The sequence below is a fragment of the Lysobacter sp. cf310 genome (assembly GCF_900114355.1).
Classification (GTDB): domain Bacteria; phylum Pseudomonadota; class Gammaproteobacteria; order Xanthomonadales; family Xanthomonadaceae; genus Lysobacter.
In genome coordinates this window covers 663,455-684,121 of sequence record NZ_FOSS01000002.1, presented here as the reverse complement: position 1 = coordinate 684,121, position 20,667 = coordinate 663,455, and the positions used below count along the sequence as shown (strand labels likewise).

The 20,667-nt window shown below is 69.8% G+C and carries 22 protein-coding genes; 10 read left to right on the top strand and 12 right to left on the bottom strand.

All coding sequences use genetic code 11. The features are described 5' to 3' along the window. Nucleotides 1-7: 7 nt before the first annotated feature. The 5 genes from BMZ45_RS09725 to BMZ45_RS09705 all read left to right on the top strand — a co-directional run bounded on the left by BMZ45_RS09725 (nucleotide 8) and on the right by BMZ45_RS09705 (nucleotide 5,862). Entirely contained in the window at nucleotides 8-508 is a 501-nt protein-coding gene (locus BMZ45_RS09725) for an MOSC domain-containing protein (protein WP_091635610.1), read from the top strand. 61 nt (nucleotides 509-569) lie between these two features. Beyond that, complete coding sequence (locus BMZ45_RS09720; RefSeq protein ID WP_091635607.1) at nucleotides 570-1,100, top strand: alpha/beta family hydrolase; 531 nt, start codon at nucleotides 570-572, stop codon at nucleotides 1,098-1,100. Between the two features lie 97 nt (nucleotides 1,101-1,197). Next, nucleotides 1,198-3,384, top strand: coding sequence for a bifunctional 23S rRNA (guanine(2069)-N(7))-methyltransferase RlmK/23S rRNA (guanine(2445)-N(2))-methyltransferase RlmL (rlmKL, locus tag BMZ45_RS09715; protein ID WP_091635604.1), 2,187 nt, complete (start codon nucleotides 1,198-1,200; stop codon nucleotides 3,382-3,384). 11 nt (nucleotides 3,385-3,395) lie between these two features. Beyond that, complete coding sequence (locus BMZ45_RS09710) at nucleotides 3,396-3,983, top strand: class I SAM-dependent methyltransferase (RefSeq protein ID WP_217643179.1); 588 nt, start codon at nucleotides 3,396-3,398, stop codon at nucleotides 3,981-3,983. A gap of 1,006 nt (nucleotides 3,984-4,989) precedes the next feature. Continuing rightward, nucleotides 4,990-5,862, top strand: coding sequence for a pirin family protein (locus tag BMZ45_RS09705; protein WP_091635598.1), 873 nt, complete (start codon nucleotides 4,990-4,992; stop codon nucleotides 5,860-5,862). 70 nt (nucleotides 5,863-5,932) lie between these two features. Here BMZ45_RS09705 and BMZ45_RS09700 read toward each other — a convergent pair whose 3' ends face one another. Next, nucleotides 5,933-6,829 (bottom strand): NAD(P)/FAD-dependent oxidoreductase, encoded by an 897-nt coding sequence (locus BMZ45_RS09700; RefSeq protein ID WP_091635595.1) that lies wholly within the window; start codon nucleotides 6,827-6,829, stop codon nucleotides 5,933-5,935. A 183-nt stretch (nucleotides 6,830-7,012) separates the two neighbouring features. Here BMZ45_RS09700 and BMZ45_RS09695 point away from each other — a divergent pair, with 183 nt between their 5' ends. Together BMZ45_RS09695 and BMZ45_RS09690 are read left to right on the top strand one after the other, a co-directional pair. After that, a complete protein-coding gene (locus tag BMZ45_RS09695; protein WP_091635593.1) occupies nucleotides 7,013-7,468 on the top strand; it encodes an Rrf2 family transcriptional regulator in 456 nt (151 codons plus the stop codon). 138 nt (nucleotides 7,469-7,606) lie between these two features. Next, nucleotides 7,607-7,864 (top strand): hypothetical protein, encoded by a 258-nt coding sequence (locus BMZ45_RS09690; RefSeq protein WP_057161340.1) that lies wholly within the window; start codon nucleotides 7,607-7,609, stop codon nucleotides 7,862-7,864. Nucleotides 7,865-7,979: 115 nt separating this feature from the next. Here BMZ45_RS09690 and aqpZ read toward each other — a convergent pair whose 3' ends face one another. The 9 genes from aqpZ to mfd all read right to left on the bottom strand — a co-directional run bounded on the left by aqpZ (nucleotide 7,980) and on the right by mfd (nucleotide 16,828). Beyond that, the gene (gene aqpZ / locus BMZ45_RS09685) at nucleotides 7,980-8,690 is read right to left on the bottom strand and encodes an aquaporin Z (protein WP_091635590.1); all 711 of its coding nucleotides are present in this window, start codon (nucleotides 8,688-8,690) and stop codon (nucleotides 7,980-7,982) included. Nucleotides 8,691-8,851: 161 nt separating this feature from the next. Then, on the bottom strand, nucleotides 8,852-9,211 hold the full coding sequence (locus BMZ45_RS09680; RefSeq protein WP_091635588.1) for a hypothetical protein: 360 nt from the start codon (nucleotides 9,209-9,211) through the stop codon (nucleotides 8,852-8,854). A 257-nt stretch (nucleotides 9,212-9,468) separates the two neighbouring features. Further along, nucleotides 9,469-10,329, bottom strand: coding sequence for a pirin family protein (locus BMZ45_RS09675; protein WP_091635585.1), 861 nt, complete (start codon nucleotides 10,327-10,329; stop codon nucleotides 9,469-9,471). Between the two features lie 128 nt (nucleotides 10,330-10,457). Continuing rightward, the gene (locus tag BMZ45_RS09670) at nucleotides 10,458-10,838 is read right to left on the bottom strand and encodes a hypothetical protein (RefSeq protein ID WP_091635582.1); all 381 of its coding nucleotides are present in this window, start codon (nucleotides 10,836-10,838) and stop codon (nucleotides 10,458-10,460) included. Between the two features lie 67 nt (nucleotides 10,839-10,905). After that, entirely contained in the window at nucleotides 10,906-11,274 is a 369-nt protein-coding gene (locus BMZ45_RS09665) for a hypothetical protein (RefSeq protein ID WP_091635580.1), read from the bottom strand. 155 nt (nucleotides 11,275-11,429) lie between these two features. Continuing rightward, nucleotides 11,430-12,104 (bottom strand): deoxyribonuclease V, encoded by a 675-nt coding sequence (gene nfi, locus BMZ45_RS09660; protein WP_091635577.1) that lies wholly within the window; start codon nucleotides 12,102-12,104, stop codon nucleotides 11,430-11,432. Next, complete coding sequence (locus tag BMZ45_RS09655) at nucleotides 12,104-12,619, bottom strand: histidine phosphatase family protein (protein WP_091635574.1); 516 nt, start codon at nucleotides 12,617-12,619, stop codon at nucleotides 12,104-12,106. Before BMZ45_RS09655 ends, nfi begins: the two co-directional genes overlap by 1 nt. 10 nt (nucleotides 12,620-12,629) lie before the next feature. Beyond that, a complete protein-coding gene (locus BMZ45_RS09650; protein ID WP_175489020.1) occupies nucleotides 12,630-13,046 on the bottom strand; it encodes a GlcG/HbpS family heme-binding protein in 417 nt (138 codons plus the stop codon). 317 nt (nucleotides 13,047-13,363) lie between these two features. Next, nucleotides 13,364-16,828, bottom strand: a complete 3,465-nt coding sequence (gene mfd, locus BMZ45_RS09645; protein ID WP_091635568.1) for a transcription-repair coupling factor — start codon at nucleotides 16,826-16,828, stop codon at nucleotides 13,364-13,366. A 570-nt stretch (nucleotides 16,829-17,398) separates the two neighbouring features. Between mfd and BMZ45_RS09640 the strand changes: the two genes are divergently transcribed. Further along, entirely contained in the window at nucleotides 17,399-17,872 is a 474-nt protein-coding gene (locus BMZ45_RS09640; RefSeq protein WP_091635566.1) for a MarR family winged helix-turn-helix transcriptional regulator, read from the top strand. A 122-nt stretch (nucleotides 17,873-17,994) separates the two neighbouring features. Next, on the top strand, nucleotides 17,995-18,420 hold the full coding sequence (locus tag BMZ45_RS09635) for an organic hydroperoxide resistance protein (RefSeq protein ID WP_091636382.1): 426 nt from the start codon (nucleotides 17,995-17,997) through the stop codon (nucleotides 18,418-18,420). 64 nt (nucleotides 18,421-18,484) lie between these two features. On the opposite strand, the gene BMZ45_RS09630 is transcribed toward BMZ45_RS09635, so the two are convergent. Together BMZ45_RS09630 and BMZ45_RS09625 are read right to left on the bottom strand one after the other, a co-directional pair. Then, nucleotides 18,485-19,534: a class I SAM-dependent methyltransferase gene (locus tag BMZ45_RS09630; protein ID WP_091635563.1), complete on the bottom strand. Its 1,050-nt coding sequence runs from the start codon at nucleotides 19,532-19,534 to the stop codon at nucleotides 18,485-18,487. A gap of 126 nt (nucleotides 19,535-19,660) precedes the next feature. Then, nucleotides 19,661-20,215, bottom strand: a complete 555-nt coding sequence (locus BMZ45_RS09625; RefSeq protein WP_091635560.1) for a GNAT family N-acetyltransferase — start codon at nucleotides 20,213-20,215, stop codon at nucleotides 19,661-19,663. Nucleotides 20,216-20,265: 50 nt separating this feature from the next. Between BMZ45_RS09625 and BMZ45_RS09620 the strand changes: the two genes are divergently transcribed. Further along, on the top strand, nucleotides 20,266-20,616 hold the full coding sequence (locus BMZ45_RS09620; protein WP_056173206.1) for an MmcQ/YjbR family DNA-binding protein: 351 nt from the start codon (nucleotides 20,266-20,268) through the stop codon (nucleotides 20,614-20,616). The last annotated feature ends 51 nt before the right edge of the window (nucleotides 20,617-20,667 follow it).

The following is a 20,667-nucleotide window of genomic DNA, read 5'->3' as shown; positions in this document are numbered from 1 at the left end:
GCCCCCCATGTCCCTGCCGCCCGCCGACTCCGCCCTAGGACGTCTGATGGCCAACCTGCCGCGCCCCGGCCGGGTGGAGTGGATCGGTTTGCGCCCGAAGCGCGACGTGCCGATGGACCCGGTCCAGGAAGCCTGGGCCCAGACCGGCCTGGGTCTGGTCGGCGACCGCTATGCCAGTGGCAGCGGCAAGCGCGGCGTGACCCTGATCCAGGCCGAGCACCTGCCGGCGATCGCCGCGTTGTCCGGCCGCGACAGCGTCGAGCCGGCCCTGCTGCGCCGTAACGTGGTGGTGTCCGGGCTGCCGCTGGTGGCGCTCAAGGGCCGCCGCTTCCGCCTCGGCGAAGCGCTGCTGGAAGGCACCGAGGACTGCGATCCCTGCTCGCGCATGGAAGACGCGCTCGGCCCCGGCGGCTACAACGCGATGCGCGGCCACGGCGGCCTGTGCGCGCGCATCCTCGAAGGCGGACACATCCGGCGCGGCGACGCGCTGATCGTGCTCGCCGACTGAACTCCGCTGCGCCGAGCGACCGTCCCGTCCCGGCCCCCACCGATACGACGCCCCGACACGCATGAGCACGCGCGGACACTGCATCCTTTCCCATGGCTTCGAAAGCGGCCCCGACGCCACCAAGGTCACCGCCCTGGCCGAGGCCGCGCAACGCCTGGGCTGGAGCCACGAGCGTCCGGACTACACCGATCTGGACGCGCGCCGCGAGGTCAGCGAACTCGGCGACGTGCCGCAGCGGCTGCAGCGCCTGCTCGCGCTGGCCCAGGCCGCCGCCCAGCGCGGCCCGCTGGTGCTGGCCGGTTCCAGCCTCGGCGCCTACATCTCGGGCCTGGTTTCGCTGCAGGTGCCGGTGGCCGGGCTGTTCCTGATGGCGCCGCCGGTGCGGATGGGGCCGGCGCCGCGCCTGGAAGCCGCGCGCGTGCCGACCACGATCCTGCACGGCTGGGACGACGAACTGATCCCCGCGCAGGAAGTGGTCGACTGGGCCTGGTCGCGGCGCGCGCGCCTGCTGCTGGTCGACGACAGCCATCGCCTCTCGGCGCACGTCGACACCAGCGCCGAGGCCTTCGCGCAATTGCTGCAACGCTTGTGACGGCCGCGCCGCCGCCACACGCGCCCTTGACCGTCGATGCGGATACTCCGTGCTCGATGCTCACTCCGCTGTTCGCCATGCACATCAGGAAGTCTTCGTGAAGTTCTACGTCAGTTGCGGCAAGGGTCTGGAATATCTGCTGGCCGACGAACTGGTCGCGCTGGGCTGCGCGCGCGCGACCGCCGCCCTGGCCGGCGCCAACGCCGAGGGCGAACTGCGCGACGCGCAGCGCGCGGTGCTGTGGTCGCGCCTGGCCAGCCGCGTGCTGTGGCCGATCGCCGAGTTCGACTGCCCCGACGAGCACGCGCTCTACGCCGGCGTGGCCGCGATCGATTGGCCGCAGCATCTGGACGCGACGAACACGCTGGCCGTCGATGCGCACGTTTCCGGTACCGCGATCACCCATGCGCGCTACGCCGCGCAGCGGGTCAAGGACGCGGTGGTGGACGTGATGCGCGCGCGCACCGGCGCGCGCCCCGACGTGGACGTGGAGGCGCCCGACCTGCGCCTGAACCTGGTGATCCGCAAGAACCGCGCGATCGTCTCGATCGACCTGGGTGGCGGCTCGCTGCACCGCCGCGGCTGGCGCCTCAAGCAGGGCGAAGCGCCCTTGAAGGAAAACCTCGCCGCCGCGGTGCTGATGCGCGGCGGTTGGCCGCGCGTGTACGCCGAAGGCGGCGCGCTGATCGACCCGATGTGCGGCAGCGGCACCTTGTTGATCGAAGGCGCGCTGATGGCCGCCGACGTCGCGCCGGGCCTGCTGCGCCACGACGGCCTGGCGCCCACGCGCTGGCGCGGTTTCGACCGCGCCGCCTGGCAGGAGCTGTGCGAACAGGCGCGCGTGCGCGAAGACGCCGGCCGCGCCGCGCTGCGGCCGGTATTCCAGGGCAGCGATCTGGATCCGCATGCGATCCGCGCCGCGCGCGACAACGAAGTCATGGCCGGCCTGGCCGGGGTGATCCGCTGGCAGGTCGCTGCGGTCGAGCAGCTGCAGGAGCTGCCCGCGCCGACGGCCATCGAATCGGCCGAGGGCGAGCCCGTCGCCGCGACCGGCCTGGCGGTCTGCAATCCGCCCTACGACGCGCGTCTGGCCGCCGATCCCGCCCTGTATCGCGCGCTGGGCAACACCCTCAAGCGCCTGGCGCCGCAATGGCGCGCCAGCCTGCTGTGCGGCGACGCCGAGCTGGCCCAGGCCACCGGCCTGCGCGCGAACAAGAAGTACCAGCTGTTCAACGGCGCGATCGAATGCACCCTGATCGTGTGCGACCCGATCGCGCCGCGCGCGCGCGCCGAGAACGCGCCGGACGCGCCGCCGCCGGTCTTGTCCGAAGGCGCGCAGATGGTCGCCAACCGCCTGCGCAAGAACCTGCACAAGCTCAAGCGCTGGCGCGAGCGCGAGGCGGTCAGCTGCTACCGCGCCTACGACGCCGACCTGCCCGAATACTCGGCCGCGATCGACGTCTACGCCAGCGACGAGCCCGAACCGCAGCTCCACCTGCACGTGCAGGAATACGCCGCACCGGCCACGATCCCCGAAGCCGACCAGCGCCGTCGCCTCAACGAACTGATGGCGGCCGCGCGCGAGGCTTTCGCGGTGCCGCGCGAGCGCATCGCCCTCAAGACCCGAGCGCGCGGCAAGGGCGGCAGCAAGTACGGCCGCTTCGACCAGCGCGGCGAAGTCCTGGTGGTGCGCGAGGGCGCGGCCAAGCTGCGCGTGAACCTGCACGACTACCTCGACACCGGCCTGTTCCTCGATCACCGGCCGATGCGCCTGCGCATCGCCGAGGAGGCGCGCGGCCGGCGCTTCCTCAACCTGTTCGGCTACACCGGCGCGGCCAGCGTGCACGCGGCGGTCGGCGGCGCGGTGCAGACCACCACCGTCGACCTGTCGGCGACCTACCTGCAGTGGTGCGCCGACAACCTGCGCGAGAACGGCATCGGCGGCGCCGACCATCGCCTGGTCCAGGCCGACGCGGTGGCCTGGCTGGAAGCCGACCGCGGCCGCTACGACCTGATCTTCTGCGACCCGCCGACCTTCTCCAATTCCGCGCGCGCCGACGACTTCGACATCCAGCGCGAGCACGTGCGCCTGCTGCGCGCCGCGGTCGCGCGCCTGGCCGACAACGGCGTGCTGTATTTCTCCAACAACTTCCGCCGCTTCCGCCTCGAGCAGGAGGCGATCGCGGAATTCGCCGACTGCCGCGAGATCAGCGCCGAGACCATCCCGCCCGACTTCGCCCGCGATGCACGCATCCATCGTTGTTGGCGGCTGCAGCCGTTGTGAAGGACGAAGCCTTGAAAACGCGCAAGCCCGGTGCCTGGACCTTCTTCCGCCAATGGTTGAAGAATCCGCTGCGCACCGCCGCGGTGGCGCCGTCCAGCCCGGAGCTGGCGGCGGCGATGATCGCCGAGCTGCCCGACGACGCGCGCCGGGTGATCGAACTCGGCGGCGGCACCGGGGCGATCACGCGTGCGCTGCTCGCGGCGGGCATCGCCGACCGCGATCTGTTGGTGCTGGAGCTCAACGAGGAGTTGCACGCGCATCTGCATCTGCGCTTTCCGCAGGTACAGGTGTTGCTGGGCGATGCGCGTTCGCTGCCGGAGTTGGCGCGTGCGAACGGGTATCTGGATCAGGGGCCGGCGGATGCGATCGTGTCGGGGCTGGGTCTGTTGACGATGCCGCCGCAGTTGCAGCGCAGTCTGTTGGCGGCGGCGTTCGAGTGTCTGCGGCCGGACGGGACCTTCGTGCAGTTCACCTACGGGCCGGCGGCGCCGGTGGCCGATGCGGTGATGCGGGAGTTGGGGCTGCATGTGCGGCGCGGGGAGTTCATTCTGCGCAACGTGCCGCCGGCGACGGTGTATGTGTATACGCGCAAGGCGTAGGGATGTGTGGTTTCGCTGCCGGGCTTGAGGGGCTGCGCTGTCTTTCGATTCGGTGGCGACAGGTCGTTCGCCGCTATTGGGTAGGAGCGGCGCGTGCCGCGACCGTGAACTCCGGCTACTGCGTTGGCTGGTGTCGTTGAGATTCGGATCGCTTTCTTGCTCCTAGCTCCTAGCTCCTACCTCTTTGGCTCTTAGCTCCCTCCTTTGTCAAAGGAGGGTTGGGGAGGATTTGCTTTTGCTTTGCTGTCGCCTCTTCTGACCGAAGATCAAAGGCTTCCGCCTGCTGCGCATGCGGGTCACTTTCTCTTGCTCCTAGCTCCCTCCTTTGTCAAAGGGTGAAGCCGTGCGGTTTACGAACCGCAGGTTCGTGCACGGCTGAACGCCAGCAGGCGGTGCCTGCTGGCCGGGCGGGTTGGGGAGGATTTGCTTTTGCTGTTGCTTCGTCGGCTCGGCCCGAAGGTCAACGGCTTCCGCCTGCTGCGCATGCGGGTCACTTTCTCTTGCTAGCCCAAGAGAAAGTAACCAAAGAGAAGGGCTAGCGTGACCAACCCTCCCTTGCGAGTTCGGTGCGTGCGCCGGGATTTTTCGAATGGACGTCCCTGTCCATTCGAAAAACGGCGCGCGTCCTGCGCGCCGCCCTTCGGGTCTACGGTTGGTCGTGTGGGGGCGGGGCTTTTGGATTTGAATGCCGGGGCAACCGCAACCGCAACCGCAACGGCAACGGCAACCGCAACGGCAACCGCTGCGACTGCAGACGTGGTGCGTGATTGGCTATACGCGAATGCGAATAACAATTGCAAATGGTGATTATGGCCAGGGCGGTTTGAACGCTGGTGCCGCTGCCCTGTCATAGCCGGGTGTGCGGCCCCTGCGCCAATCTCGCCACATCAGGCTGATTGTTCCAAATTTGTAATAGATACTCCTGTGCTTAAGTGCTTCGTTCTGTTTTTGCGGTGCCATCCTATGCCTCAACGCCAATACGGCGAGCGAGACAGGAGAGAGGAGCATGTCCACCACCACTACCCATGACCTGGCCCCGCGCTATGCGCGCGTCGGGCGCAAGCTGCGTGGTCAGCCGACTTCGGATGGCGCCGGTGTGCGCCTGACCCGGGTGATCGGCGGGGCCGAGTTGCCGGATCTGGACCCGTTCCTGCTGCTGGACGAGTTCGGCACCGATCGCGCCGAGGACTACATCGCCGGTTTCCCGGAGCATCCGCACCGCGGTTTCGAGACCGTGACCTATATGCTCGACGGACGCATGCGCCATAAGGACAACCACGGCAACGAGGGCGTGCTGGTGCCCGGCAGCGTGCAGTGGATGACGGCCGGGCGCGGGCTGGTGCATTCGGAGATGCCCGAGCAGCAGGAGGGCCGCATGCGCGGTTTCCAGCTGTGGGTGAACCTGCCGGCGCGCGAGAAGATGACCGAGCCCAAGTACCAGGAGTTCGCGCCCGAGCGCATCGTCGCGTTGCAGCCGGCGCCAGGCGTGCAGCTGAAGCTGATCGCCGGTGCGATCGGCGATCTGCGCGGTCCGATCGTGCAGCCTGCGACCGATCCGGTCTACGTCGACGTCGCGCTCGCGGCCGGCGCCAGCTGGGAATACGACTTGCCCGAAGGCCACAACGTGTTCGTCTACGTGTACGAGGGCGGCGTGGAGATCGGCGACGGCCAGGACGCGCGTGCGGTCGACGCGCAGGAGTTGGCGGTGTTGTCCGGCGGTCAGCGCCTCAAGCTGCGCGACCTGGGTCGCGACAGCCGTCTGATCCTGGTCGGCGGGCGCCCGCTGCGCGAGCCGGTCGCGCGTTATGGCCCGTTCGTGATGAACACCAAGCAGGAAGTGATGCAGGCCTTCGTCGATTTCCAGGAAGGCAAGTTCTAAACCTCGCTCTCGAGGTCGACCCAACGATGGGGCCGCGCACCGCGCGGCCCCGTTCGTTTCTGCGCCCGGATCAAAACCCGAGCAGGGACTGGTGCGCGCCGACGCCGGCCAGGGTGCCGGCCGCGACCGCCAGGCTGACGCTGGCCATGGCGCTGCTGGCGTCGCCGGCCGCGTATACGCCGGCGACCGTGGTGCGCTTGAACTCGTCCACGCGCAGCAGCGGGCCCCACGGGCCCTCGTCGTAAGCGCAGCCCAGTTGTTCGGCCAGGGTATCGGCGGGGCGCGTGCTCGGCGCCACGAACAGGCCGGCCAGCGCCAGTTCGCGGCCGTCTTCCAGGCGCACGCCGGTGAGTCCGTCGTCGGGCCCCACGACCTCGACCACGCGGCTGCGTTCGATCGCGACGCCGCGCGCGGCCAGGCGCTGCGTTTGTTCGGCATCGGGCTCGAACGCGCCCTGGCTGAAGTAGGTGGTGGGGCCCCAATCGGGCACCAGCAGGGCCTGATGCATCGACGTGGCCTGGGTCGCGAGCACGCCCAGCGCGCCGCGCTCGAACTCGTAACCGTGGCAGTAGGGGCAATGCACCACGCTGCGGCCCCAGCGTTCGCGCAGGCCGGGGATCGCCGGCAGTTCGTCGCTCACGCCGGTGGCCAGGATCAGCCGCTGCGCGCCCAGCTCGCGGCCGTCGGCCAAGGTGAGCGCGAAGCCCTCGCCGTGCGCGCGCGCCTGCTGCACCTGGCCGGGCAGTTGTTCCACGCTGGGGTAGGTCGAGAGCTGGTAGCGGGCCTCTTCCAGCATTTCCGCCGGGGTCCAGCCGTCCATGCCGAAGAAGCCGTGCGAATGCGCGGCGTAGCGGTTGCGCGGCCGCCCGGCGTCGATCACCAGCACGCGTCGGCGTGCGCGCGCGAGCGGCATCGCGGCGGCCAGGCCGGCATAGCTGCCGCCTACGACGATGACTTCGTACTGCATGGTCCTGCTCCTGAGCTGGGCGACCGCGCCCGTCGACGCAGGAGGCGTCGCGAGCCTGACGGTCAATATGTATCAATTGAAGTTACGTTTTATCATCGGCGCCGGTCATGATGCAACTTCATGTGTTACATGATGTCCGCGACTGTTAAGCTGGGCCCGGACGACCACCCGCGAGCGCGCCGGATGAGAAACGACAACCGCCTGTCGCGCATGCTGCATGTGCTGATCCACATGGCCCAGCATCCGGCGCCGATCGCTTCCGAGCTGATCGCCAGCATCCTCAACACCAATGCGGTGGTGGTGCGCCGGACCATGGCCGGGCTGCGCGAGCGCGGCTACGTGCAGTCGGTGAAAGGGCACGGCGGCGGCTGGACCCTGGCCCAGCCGCTGGAACGGATCAGCCTGCTCGACGTCTATCGCGCGATCGGCGAACCGCCGGTGTTCGCGCTGGGCCTGTCCGACGATCACCCGCGCTGCCTGGTCGAGCAGGGCGTGAACGCGGCCTTGCGCGAGGCCCTGGACGAGGCGCGCGTGCAATTGCTGGCGCGCTTCGCCGCGACCACGCTGGACACGATCGCGCGCGAGTACGAGACGCGCATGCAGGGCCGCAAGGCGCCTCGCCCGTGGTGGGAACGCTGATCGGCGCGCGTCTGGCCGGCGTGCGCGGCCAGACGCGTTAGCTAGCTACGGCGCGTTTCATCGGACGAATCCGCCGATGGGCATCACGCGCCGGCGCGGCCGTCCGGTCGTGCCGTATCCGTGCGAAGGAGTGCAGTCATGCCCGGGATCGATCCCAACAAGTTCGTCATCGTCGCCAGTTTCGTATCGCCCGGCGTGAGCCAGGGCGCGGGCGGCTTCGCCATCGTCGGCGGCAAGATCGTCAAGATTCCGCCGCGCGGCATCAAGCTGCTGCAGGCCAGCTACCAGATGCTCGACGCCGCCGAGAGCGCCGGCAACCGCAAGCTCGCCGCGACCTTGCAGCAGGCCGCGCTGGACGCGGCCGAGGAAGCGGTGAAGCAGAAGGCGGCGCGCTGAGGCGCGCGACGCGGCGCCATGACGAAAGGGCCGCGCCCCACGCTCGACGGGGGCGTGGGACGCGGCCTCTCGTGGCTCGCGATACCGATAGCGGCGATGCGCCGCCGGCGATCGCTCAGTCCTTGTCGAACCAGCGGTAGATCACGCCGCCGAGCAGGCCGCCCAGGATCGGCGCCAGCCAGAACAGCCACAACTGCGAAATCGCCTGCGAGCCCGCGAACAGGCCCACGCCGGTCGAGCGCGCCGGGTTCACCGAGGTGTTGGTGACCGGGATGCTGATCAGGTGGATCAAAGTGAGGGCCAGGCCGATCGCGATCGGCGCGAAGCCGGCCGGCGCGCGCTTGTGGGTGGCGCCCAGGATCACGATCAGGAACATCGCGGTCATCACCACTTCGCACAGGAACGCCGCCGCGACCGAGTAGCCGCCCGGCGAATGCGAGCCGTAGCCGTTGCTGGCGAAGGCGCCGGCGGCGTTGGGATCGACCGCGAACTCGGGATTGCCCGACGCGATCTGCCACAGCACGAAACCGGCGAGCAGGCCGCCCAGCACCTGGGCGACGATGTAAGGCAGCAGGTCCTTGCCGGCGAAGCGTCCGCCCGCCCACAGCCCGAAGCTCACCGCCGGATTGAAGTGGCCGCCGGAGATATGTCCCAGCGCGTAGGCGCCGGTCAGCACGGTCAGGCCGAACGCCAGGGCCACGCCCAGGAAGCCGATGCCCAGCGGATTGCCGACCCCGCCGAAGTTGGCCGCGAGCACCGCGCTGCCGCAACCGCCGAGTACCAGCCAGAACGTGCCGATGAATTCGGCGCCGAGTCGTTTGATCATGATCTTCCTCCTGGAATGACGGATCGGGACCTTCGGGTCTGTGGTTTCACGCACCGGCGCGCACGCGCCTGCACACACGGTACGCCGCGCGCGCTCGCGAGCAAAGGGGAACGGTGCGATGACGGCGAGGGCGGATTGAGACCGCCGTCGCCGTCATCGGATCACTTGCTGCTCAGTCGGGCCGAAGGAAATCGCAGCCCCTGGGTCAGGCCCAGCACTTCGCCGAGCTTGTCGGGCGTGGGCGCCTGCAGCCAGATGTGGGCGACCCGGCCGTCGCCGAGATCGAGCAGGGTTTCGCGCACCTGCACATCGGGCTTGCCGGCGAGTTCGCCGCGGTACCAGAACACGGGTTTGCCGTCGATGTTGCTGGTTTCGCGGCGATCGCCGCGCTTGGGCACGAACGGCGACTTGTTGGAGATGTACATGCCGAACGCTTCGCTGCCGTCCTCGCGCAGAGCGCGGCAGAAATCCGAACCGGCGTTGGCCTTGTGTTCCCAGCTCAGTTGCGAAGTAGGCGGCAACTGCGGGCATCCATCCTGTTGTTGAGCCTGTGCGCTTCCTGCGTACAGGAGCCCGACGAGCACGGGCAGGATCGACATGCGGCATGCCGGCATTTTCACGACTGGATCCCCCTTGAGGTCTGGACGATAAAACGTGACCTGCGTCAGAACATAAGGCAGTTCCGGGGGATTGACAAATCCTGTGGTTTCAGATGCAACTGAATAGGCGGCCGGACGCGTTGACCGCGCCCAGGCGGGGTCAAGTCGGCGGCCCGGGCTCAGCGCTCGGGCAGGGGAATGAACTCGTCGTCGCCCGGGACCTGGCCGAAACGGCCGTCCAGCCAGTCCTGCTTGGCCTGCTCGATGCGCTCGCGCGAGCTGGACACGAAGTTCCACCACAGGTGGCGCGGGCCGTCCAAGGGCTCGCCGCCCAGCAGCATGGCCTTGAGCGGGGTCTTGGCGCGCAGCAGCGGGCGCGTGCCCGGGTCCAGCACCACCAGGTGCTTCTCGGGCAGGTCGGCGCCGTCCAACTGGGCCTGGCCCTCGAGCAGATAGAGCGCGCGTTCGGCGTGGCTGTCCTCGATCGCCAGCTCGGCGTCGGGGTCGAGATCGATGGCGACGTACAGGGTGTCGCTGAACACCTTGACCGGCGACTCCTCGCCGTAGCCGCGGCCGGCGACCACGCGCAGCCAGGCGCCGTCGCGGCGCAGCTGCGGCAGCGTCGCCGCACCGTGGTGGTGGAAGGCCGGCGCGGTCTCCTCGAACGAGCGCGGCAGCGCGACCCAGGTCTGCATGCCGTGCAGCGGATGCTCGCCCGCGCGCAGCGCCTGCGGGGTGCGTTCGGAATGGGCGATGCCGCGGCCGGCGGTCATCCAGTTCACGTCGCCGGGATTGATGTCCTGCACGCTGCCCAACGTGTCGCGGTGGCCGATGCTGCCCGACCACAGGAAGGTGACCGTGGCCAGGCCGATATGCGGATGCGGACGCACGTCGATGCCATGGCCGGGTTCGAACACGGCCGGGCCCATGTGGTCGACGAACACGAACGGCCCGACCGAACGGGCCTGGATCGAAGGCACGGCGCGACGGACCTGGAAACCGCCGAGGTCGTGGACGCGGGGGGCGACGATCGTGCTCATGGCGTGGCTCTCTGGCTGCGCGGATGCAAGGCCGCTAGCTTGTCACGGCGCCCGCGGCGCGAACGCGCCTTGCGCGCAACGGCGTGTTGCGGCGCCGGGACTTGGGCGCCGCAACACGCCGCGCGGCTTCAGGGCGTGGCGGCGATCTTGAGCGTGGCCGCCGGTGCCTCGCCGGGCGCCAGCGAAGTCAGCTCGATGGTCCAGGTGCCGGCCGTGAGCACGGTTGCGCGCTCGGTGTTGAAGTTCAGCGCCTGCGCGGCGCCCGCGGCGGGCGCGAATTCGAAATTCACGTCGGCGTCGCCGGCGCGGATGCATTGCACGTTCGGCGGGCAGCGCGAGTCGTTGCTGACGCCGATATAGCGCAGCTGCGAGCGATCGGCCAGGGCGATGCGCTCGCCCGGCTTGAGGGTGGCGCTGCGCTCGCCGCCGTCGGAGGGGCCGGCGCCAGGGCCGCTGGCGCAGGCGGACAGGGCGGTGAGCGACAGCAGGACGGCGAACAGACGGCTCATGGCGACGGCCTCGATGCGGGAGCCCCGGATCGTAACCGACGCCGTCGCGCGCGCCGCGACGCCGCGTTCACCGCGCCGCGGCGGTACGCTCGCGCGGCTGCCGTGCCTGCGCCCGGTAGGCGCGCTTGGAGCGCCAGCCCAGGATCAAGGCGCCCAGCGCGATCACCAGGGCCGGCGCGATCGACAGGGCCAGCACGCGTTGCGCGTAGCGGGCGTGCGCGACCGGCTCGGGCATCGCCGACATTTGCGAGTCGACGAAGGTGACCTGGGCCCAGAACACGAAGGCCAGCGTCGCCAAGGCCAGCGCGGTCAGACCGATCAGGCGCGGCAGGAAGGCCTCGGGTCCGGCGCCGAGCAGACCGCGCGCGAAATGGACGCCGAGGGTGTAGGTGCCGGCGTAGGCCAGCAATGCGGTCACGAACAGCACGCCTTGCATCGTGGGGACTCCTTGTCCCGTTAAGCATTGGGCATCGAGCTTAGGCGAGCGCGCGTACTCGCGCCGGTGAGACGCGGCCGACAGCGCCGAAGCGTGGCGCCGCTGCGCCCAGCCGGTGTCCGGTTCGGCGCCGCCGCTGCGTTGCGCCATGTCCTTCAGCCGCGGTCGCGGCGCGAGGCCAGGCGGTCGGCCAGACGCGTCGGTTCGGGCAGGCGATAGCCGCGCAGGCAGCGCAGGGTCAGGGCCAGCGCGCTGCTCATCGACACCCGATGGCCGGGCGAGACGATCAGCGGCCGGCAGCGCGGCTTGCTGCGCAGGACCTGGCCGATGGTGCGGCCGCGATACGCCAGCGGCGCGCAGTCGCCGCGCTCGGGTCCGGGCTCGTCGTGACGGCCGACCAGCACCTTCTTGGCCACGCCGATGCTGGGCAGGCCGGTGGCGACGCCGAAATGCGCGGCGATGCCCAGGCCGCGCGGGTGGGCGATGCCGTGGCCGTCGACGAAGGCCAGGTCCGGCGGCTCGCCCAGCGCATCCAATGCGGCCAGCAAGGCCGGCAGTTCGCGAAAGCTCAGCAGACCGGGCAGGTAGGGCATGCGGGTGGGAATGCGCGCGATTGCCTGCCGCAGCGGTTGCAGGCTGTCGGCGTCCAACAGCACCGCGGCGGCGCGCGTGATCGCGCCCTCGTCCTCGAAGCCGACGTCGAAACCGGCGATGCGGCGCAAGGGCGTGGGGAAGCCGTCTTCCAGCACGACGTCGCGCGCCAGGGTTTCCTGCAGCGCGCGCGCGGCGGCGACGTCGCCGTCCCAGTCCGGCAGCGCCGCCCGCGTCATCAATAGCGGGTCTCGCTCACGCGCGCGTGGCCCTGGGCGTCGAACACGATCGCGATGCGGCGGTCGAATTCGCTCTCGGCCATCGGCGCGACCGTGCAGGCGCACAGCGCCGCGGCGATCTCCGGCACGGTGTTGCTGTGGCCGACCACCAGCACCGTGCCCGTCGGATGGCGCGCGCGCAGTTGCGCGGCGAACTCGGCGGCCGGCCGCTTGGCGTCGTACACGGTCACCGCCGTCGCGTGCGCGGCGGCCGTGGGCGTGGCGGTGTCGCGGGTGCGCCGGTAGTCGGTGGCGTAGACGGCGAACACGTCCTGGCCGGCCAGGCTGTCGGCCAGGCGCTGCGCGCGCGCTAAGCCGTCCGGGCTCAGGCTGGGATCGCGCGGATCGTCGTTGGCCTTCTCGGCGTGGCGCACCAGCACGAATTCGAGCGCGGTGGCGGTCTGCGGCGGCGCGCTTGCGCAGGCGGCCAACAGCCATACCGCCAGCAGCGTCGACAGCGTTTTCGGCAAAGACATGCGTGGGTCCTCAAACGTCCAGCAGTTGCGTGCCGGCGCGCGCGATCTCGCCGTCCTGGGCCGCGGGCGCGCCGGACACGCCGATCGCGCCCAGGACCTGGCCCTGGTGTTGCAGACGCACGCCGCCTTCCAGCGGCAACGCCTGCGGCAGGCCGAGCACGACGGTATGGCCCTGCGCCAGCAGCTCCTGGTGGAACACGGTGTCGCGGCGGTAGTTGGCCGCGTGCTCGGCCTTGCGGATCGCGACCTCGACGCTGGCGTTGGGCGTGCCGTCCATGCGTCGGAACAGCAGCAAACGCCCCGCGTCGTCGACGATCGCGATCGCCACCGCATGCCCGCCCGCACGCGCCTGCGTTTCCGCGGCGCGGGCGATGCCGTCGGCGGCCGCCAGGGTGAGCGTGGTACGGGTGGACAGCAGTTCTTTCATCGGCGGTGCGTGGCGAGTGCGGAAGGGCATCGCATCGTACGCCGGAATGGCGGCGGCTAGGGGCGCCGGGCTTGCGTTGCGAGTGGCGTGGCGCGCGGTGGCGCGATGGTGCGGTTCGCCTTCGGCTCACCACACCCTGCGAGCGGCGTGGGGTGCGGTGGTAACCGCACCGGTGTTGAGTGCGGTGCATGGCGATGGTGCGGTTCGCCTTTGGCTCACCACACCCTACGAGGAGCGTAGGGTGCGGTGGCAACCGCACCGGCGTTGAGTGCGGTGCATGGCGAGGTGCGGTTCGCCTTGGCTCACCGCGCCTACGCTCAGGCCGCTTGTCGCAACACCGTGAGCAAGCCCTTGGCCGCGGCCAGGCGCGCGGGCGCGTCGGGCAGGTCGAGCTTGATCTTGAGCTTGTCCGCGCCGTCCATCTGGTAGAGCTTGGACTGGGTCTGGATCAGGCGGATCACCGCCATCGGATCCACGTTCGGCTTCTCGACGAACTGGACCCGTCCGCCCTTCTCGCCCAGGTCGAGCTTGCGGATGCCCAGCTCGGTCGCGGCCAGCTTGAGCTCGGCGACCGCGAACAGATGCTTGGCCGCGTCCGGCAGCAGGCCGAAGCGGTCGATCATCTCCACCTGCAGCTCGCGCAGCTGGTCGACGTCGCGCGCGCCGCTGACGCGCTTGTACAGGGTCAGGCGGGTGTGCACGTCGGGCAGGTAGTCGTCCGGAATCAGCGCCGGGATGTGCAGCTCGACCTCGGCGCCGCGCGCCTCGGTCGCATCCACGTCGGGCAGCTTGCCCTGGCGGATCGAACGCACCGCGCGTTCCAGCAGTTCGGTGTAGAGGCTGAAGCCGACTTCCGCCATCTGCCCGCTCTGGTCCTCGCCCAGCAGCTCGCCGGCGCCGCGGATCTCCAGGTCGTGGGTGGCCAGGGTGAAGCCGGCGCCGAGTTCGTCCATCGCCGCGATCGCATCCAGGCGCTTGCGCGCGTCGGCGGTGATCGAGCGTTTGTCCGGCACCACTAGGTAGGCGTACGCGCGGTGGTGCGAACGGCCGACGCGGCCGCGCAGCTGGTGCAGCTGGGCCAGGCCGAACTTGTCGGCGCGGTTCATGATGATGGTGTTGGCGTTGGGGATGTCGATGCCCGACTCGATGATGGTCGAGGCCAGCAGCACGTTGAAGCGCTGCTTGTGGAAATCCAGCATCACCCGTTCCAGCTCGCGTTCGGCCATCTGGCCGTGGGCGATGCCGATGCGCGCCTCCGGTACCAGCTCCTGCAACTGGCGTTGCATGCGGCCGATGCTCTCGACGTCGTTGTGCAGGAAGTAGACCTGGCCGCCGCGCGCGAGCTCGCGCTGGAAGGCCTCGCGCAACTGGGCGTCGTCCCATGGCACCACGAAGGTCTGCACCGCCAGGCGGTGCGCGGGCGGGGTGGCGATGATGCTCAGGTCGCGCAGACCGGCCATGGCCATATTGAGCGTGCGCGGGATCGGCGTCGCGGTCAGGGTCAACAGGTGCACGTTGGCGCGCAGCGCCTTCAGCGCTTCCTTCTGGCGCACGCCGAACCGCTGCTCCTCGTCGACGATCACCAGGCCCAGGTCGGGGAAACGCACGTCCGGCTGCAGCAGGCGGTGGGTGCCGACGATCACGTCGATCTTGCCCTCGGCCAGTTTCTCCAGTTCGGCCTTGATCTCCTTGGCGGTCTTGAAGCGCGACAGCACTTCCACGCGCAGCGGCCAGTCGGCGAAGCGGTCGCGGAAGTTGCGGTAGTGCTGTTCGGCCAGCAGGGTGGTCGGCACCAGCACCGCGACCTGCTTGCCGGCCGCGGCGGCGACGAAGGCCGCGCGCACCGCGACCTCGGTCTTGCCGAAGCCGACGTCGCCGCAGACCACGCGGTCCATGGGCTGGCTGCTGCCCAGGTCGCGGATCACCGCCTCGATCGCGGCGTGCTGGTCCGGGGTTTCCTCGAACGGGAACGCGGCCGCGAACGGCTCGTACATCACGCGGTCCAGATCCAGCGCCAAGCCGGCGCGGGCCTGGCGCTTGGCCTGGATCTCCAGCAGCTCGGCGGCGACGTCGCGGACTTTCTCGGCGGCCTTCTTCTTGGCCTTGGTCCATTGCTCGCCGCCCAGCGAATGCAGCGGCGCGGTCTCGACCGAGGCGCCCGAGTACCGGCTGATCAGGTGCAGCTGCGCGACCGGCACGTACAGGCGATCGCCCTTGGCGTATTCGATCTCGAGGTATTCGCCGGGCTGACCGCCGGCTTCCAGCACGATCAGGCCGCGGTAGCGGCCGACGCCGTGGTCCTCGTGCACGATCGGCGCGCCCTCGGACAGTTCGCCCAGGTCGCGGATGATGGCTTCGGGTTCGCGCCCGACGCGCTTGCGCCGGCGCGGCTGCGAGGCGCGGTCGGGGAACAGTTGGCGTTCGGTGAGCGCGGCCAGCGCCGGATCGGTGAGGGCGAAGCCGTCGTCCAGCGGCGCCACCGCGATCGCGAAACGCGCATCGCCGGCGGCGAACGCGCTCCAGTCGCTGAGCACCTCCGGGCGCAGCTCGGCGGCCTGCAGCAGTTCCAGCAAGGCCTCGCGGCGGCCGGCGCTGTCGGCGGCGATCAGTACGCGGCCGCGGTAGCTGCCCAGGAACGACTTCAGCGCCTGCGCGGGCGCCGCGTCCTTGGCCGCCAACGGCAGCGCCGGCGCCGGCTGGTCGCCCAGCGCGAGCGCGCGCTCGCGCTGCGGATGGCCTTCGCCGCAGACCTCGACGCGCTCGCCCTGATTGAGGCGTTCGCGCAGCGCGTCCGGCGACAGGTACAGCGTGTCGGGCGGCAGCAGCGGCCGTTCCAGATCGTGGCGGCGCTGTTCGTAGCGCTCGCCGGTGTTGATCCAGAACTGTTCGGCCGCTTCCAGCACGCCTTCGCCCAGCACCGGCAGCGCGCTCGCGCCGAGGTAGTCGAACAGGGTGGCGGTTTCGTTGAAGAACAGCGGCAGGTAGTACTCGATGCCCGAGGGCGCGATGCCGGCCTTCAAGTCCTGGTACAGGCCGCTGCGGCGCGTATCCAGATCGAAGCGATCGCGCAGCGCGTCCAGCGCGCGCTTGAGCGAGGCCTCGTCCAGCGGTACTTCGCGGCCGGGCAGCAGGCGCACCGCGTCGAACTTGTCCAGCGAACGCTGCGACTCCGGATCGAAGGCGCGGATGGTCTCGATCTCGTCGTCCAGCAGCTCGACCCGGAACGGCGTGTCCGCGCCCATCGGATAGACGTCGAGCAGGCCGCCGCGCACCGCGAAGTCGCCGGGGTCCAGCACCTGCGGCACGTTGCGGTAGCCAGCCGATTCCAGACGGCGCTTTTCCGCGTCCATGTCCAGGCGTTGGCCGACGCGCACGTCGAAACTGCCGCCGACCACATGCTTCAGCGGCGCCAGGCGTTGCAGCAGGGTCTGCACCGGCACCACCACGATTCCGCGCTGCAGATTGGGCAAGCGGTGCAGCGCGGCCAGACGCTGCGAGACGATGTCCGGGTGTGGACTGAACTGGTCGTAGGGCAGGGTTTCCCAGTCCGGGAACGGCAGCACCGGCAGTTCGCCGTCGCCGCCCAGCAGGGTGCGCAGGTCGGATTCCAACTGGTGCGCGGCGTGGTTGTCGCGCGCGATCGCGAGCAGCGGGCCGGCATGCGCGGCCGCCGCGGCGGCCAGGTGGAAGGCCAGCGCCGAGGGCGACACCGGCGCGCGCCACCAGGCGCGTTGTTGGCCGGCCTTGGGCAGCGGCGGAGCGGGGAACGGGAACTTGGGCATCGGGTTCGGCGGACGCTGGATCGATGAGGACGGAGGGCAAGGCGCTCGTCGCGGCGGCAGGCCAAAACGAGTGCAGCGCCGGCAGCCTTCGCCGCCAGCGCAATGGGCGCCGAGTGTACGCGAGGGCGGTGAGCGGCCCGTGCGCATTCGGGGGATTTACTTGTACCCGGCAGGCGTCGCAGAGCGTGAGACGGGCGAGCGTGGGGCGTCGCCATGCTGATTCGTTCCGGCGCGAGGCCGGGTCTGGAGCGCCTTCTGCGGGAGTGCCTTCGGGGGAAGGCTTTTCTCGGGACGGCCCTATGCGGGAGGGCTCTCTATTGGAGGGGCCCTGTGGGAAGGCTCTCTAGTAGCGTGGCTCGCTGTAGCGGTCCTCTTGTAGGACCGGCTCTCTGTGGGAGCGGCTCTCTGTGGGAGCGGCGTAAGCCGCGATCGCGCGAATCGAGCGGCGGCGCTACTGGAGGGCGCAATCGCGGCTTACGCCGCTCCCACAGGAAGCCGAGGGGATGAAAATTTATCGCACGTTCATAAAATAGCTTGCTATTAAATAGCGCGCTATGTAATTTACGCCCCATGAAGACGCCGCCCTCCGTCCCCCGGGTCGCACCGCCGCAGACCGCCTCGCTGAAGCTGGACGACCAGCTCTGCTTCGCCCTGTATTCGACCTCGCTGGCCTTGAACAAGGTTTACCGCAAGCTGCTCGCGGGCCTGGGCCTGACCTACCCGCAGTACCTGGCGATGATGGTGCTGTGGGAACGCGATCAGGTCACCGTGTCGGAGATCGGCGAGCGCCTGTACCTGGATTCGGCCACCCTGACCCCGCTGCTCAAGCGCCTGGAGGGCGCGGGCCTGATCAGCCGCACCCGCGCGCGCGACGACGAGCGCCAGGTCGTGATCGCCTTGACCGAGGCAGGCCGCGCGCTGCAGGAACCGGCGCGCGCGGTGCCGATGGGCATCTTCGGCGCGGCCGGTTGCGCGCCCGATCAGATCGGATCGATGAAGTCGCAGCTGGAATCGCTGCGCACGAATCTGATGCAGCACGTTTGAGCGAGCGGCGCGCGCGCAGCGTCGCCCATGTCCCATCGCAAGCCACGAATACGCACCACGAAACCGGCGACGGTGTCGCCAAACCGAACCAAACCGAACCCAACCCCCGCAGGAGCAAGCTCATGTCCCTCGACCAAGTCCTCTACACCGCCCATGCCACCGCCACCGGTGGCCGCGACGGCCGCGCCGTGTCCTCCGACCAGGTGCTCGACGTCAAGCTGACCACCCCGCGCGAGCTCGGCGGCGCCGGCGGCGACGGCACCAATCCGGAACAGCTGTTCGCGGCCGGTTATTCGGCCTGCTTCATCGGCGCGCTGAAGTTCGTCGCCGGCAAGGAAAAGATCGCCCTGCCCGCCGACACCTCGATCGAAGGCGCGGTCGGCATCGGCCCGATTCCGGCCGGTTTCGGCATCCAGGCCGAGCTCAAGATCTCGCTGCCGGGCCTGCCGCGCGAGCAGGCCGAGGCGCTGGTGCAGAAGGCGCACCAGGTCTGCCCGTACTCCAACGCGACCCGCGGCAACATCGACGTGACCCTGACCATCGTCTGATCGCGTCCATCGCCCGCGACACCCGATCCCGGCGCGGCGACGCGCCGGGATTTTTTTGCGCGCGCTAGGGCCGCGCTTCCAGCACCAGGTTGAAGGGCGTCTGGGTGGCGCGCCGGAACCGGCTGAAACCGCCCTCGCTCATCACCTGCTGCAGGCGCGCCTGTCCGGCCTGCGCGCCCAGCGCCGGGCCGTGCCGCGCCAGCGAGACCGGCACGCAGATCTGCGAGGACGCGCCGTAGTAGACCCGCCCGACCGGATTGAGGTTGTCCTCGACGCGGTCGCCGGCGAAGGGTTCCACCAGCAGGCAGTGCCCATCGGGCTTGAGCGCATCGCGCGCGTGGCGCGCGGCGCCGACCGGATCGCCCATGTCGTGCAGGCAGTCGAAGAAGGCGATCAGATCGAAATTGCGGCCGCTGTAGCTGGTGGCGTCTGCGACCTCGAAATAGGCGTTATCGATGCCGGCCTCCTGGGCGCGACGGCGCGCGGTCTCGATCGAGGCCGGGTGGTAGTCGTAGCCGATGAAACTGGTGTTCGGAAACGCCTTGGCCATCAGGGTGGTGCTGGCGCCGTGACCGCAGCCGACGTCGGCGACCTTGCCGCCCTGACGCAGCTTGTCGAGCACGCCGTCCAGCGCGGGCAGCCATTCGCCCAGCAGGTGCGCGTTGTAGCCGGCGCGGAAGAAGCGTTCGGTGCCGTGGAACAGGCAGGGGTGGTGCTCGCCCCATTCCATGCCGGCGCCGCTGCGGAAGTTGTCCTTGGTGCGTTCCAGCGCATGGAACGCGGCCTCGACGATGGAATAGGCGCCTGCCAGATCGACCGGCCCGCCCGGGTCGGCCAAGCACAAGGCCTGTTCCGCGCTGAGCGAGTAGTGCCCGCTCGCCGCGTCGTACTGCACGTAACCGCCGGCGGCCTGATTGCCCAGCCACTCGCGCGCGTAGCGTTCGTGGGTGCCGGTGCGCGCGGCCAGTTCGGCCGGGCTCAGGGCCTCCCTGGCCAGCGCCCGGTAGTAGCCCAGCTGATCGCCGACCAGGACCAGGCTGGCGCTGATGGCCGCGCCCAGGTCGCCGACTGCGCGGCCCAGGAATTCGTTGAGGCGTGCTTCGTCGATGCTCATATCCGCGTCCCGAACCTGTCCGTCCCTGGACGCGCGGCAAGGCCTGCCGCCAGCCCCATGCATGGGAACCAACGCGGGCGACGCATAAGGCAGGCCAGCCGCCGGTCGGCGGCGAGGCGGCCGGACTCAGTCCGGGCTGGGCTTGCGCAGGTCCAGCGAGACCCGGATCAGGCCGGGCGCGTCCTGCTGGAATTCGCGCTCGAAGCCCAGCGACTGGGCCAGCGCGATCATGGCGTGGTTGTGCTCGAACACGTCGCCATAGATGCGCTCGACCTTCTTGCCGCGCGCCCACTTCACCAGCCGCGTCATCAGATAGCGGCCCAGGCCCATGTTGGCGATGAAGTGGCTGACCAGGATCGCGAATTCCGCGTCCTTGCCGTTGTCGTCGATGGCCACGCGCGCGACCGCGCCGACCAGGGCTTCGCCGGGCGGCAGCGGCTCGGCCGCGACCAGGGCGAATTCGGTCTTGGGATTGATCCGGGTGAAGCGCTCGGCCATCTCCGGGGTGAGTTCCTTCAGCGCGTAGAGAAAACGCTGGCGGACCTCATCGGGTTGCAATAAGCCGAAGCCCGCGCGCAGCGGCTCGGCGTCCTCCGGTCGGATCGGACGGATGAGCAACTCGCGTCCGTTGGGGAGACGCTGACGCTCGTGCCAAGGCGGGAGTCTTTCGCGCGCGGCCATGCCCGGATATTGGCACACTGGAAGCCGTTGCGGCTTCATTTCGGGATCACATGGACGAAAAAACCTTGCGCGCCTGGGTCGGCGCCTGGCCCGGGGTGGTCGAAGACCTGAAGTGGAAGGAGGTGACGGTCTTCAGCGTCGGCGGGCGGATGTTCTGTGCCTGCCGGCTGCAGGGACCGGAGCCGGGCGGGCTCAGTTTCCGGGTCGAGGACGAGCGTTTCCTGGAGCTGACCGAGCGCCCCGGCTTCCGCCCGGCGCCGTTCCTGGCCCGCGCGCACTGGGTCAACGTGCTGCAGCCGCAGCGCCTGCCGGCGGCCGAGCTGCAGGCTTTGCTGCGCCGCAGCTACGAACTGATCCGGGCCCGCCTGAGCAAGAAGCTGCAGCGCGAACTGGCCGACTGACCGGCCCGCCGCAGGCGCCGCGCGCGCCGCCGGGGCGCCCGGGTGCGGATG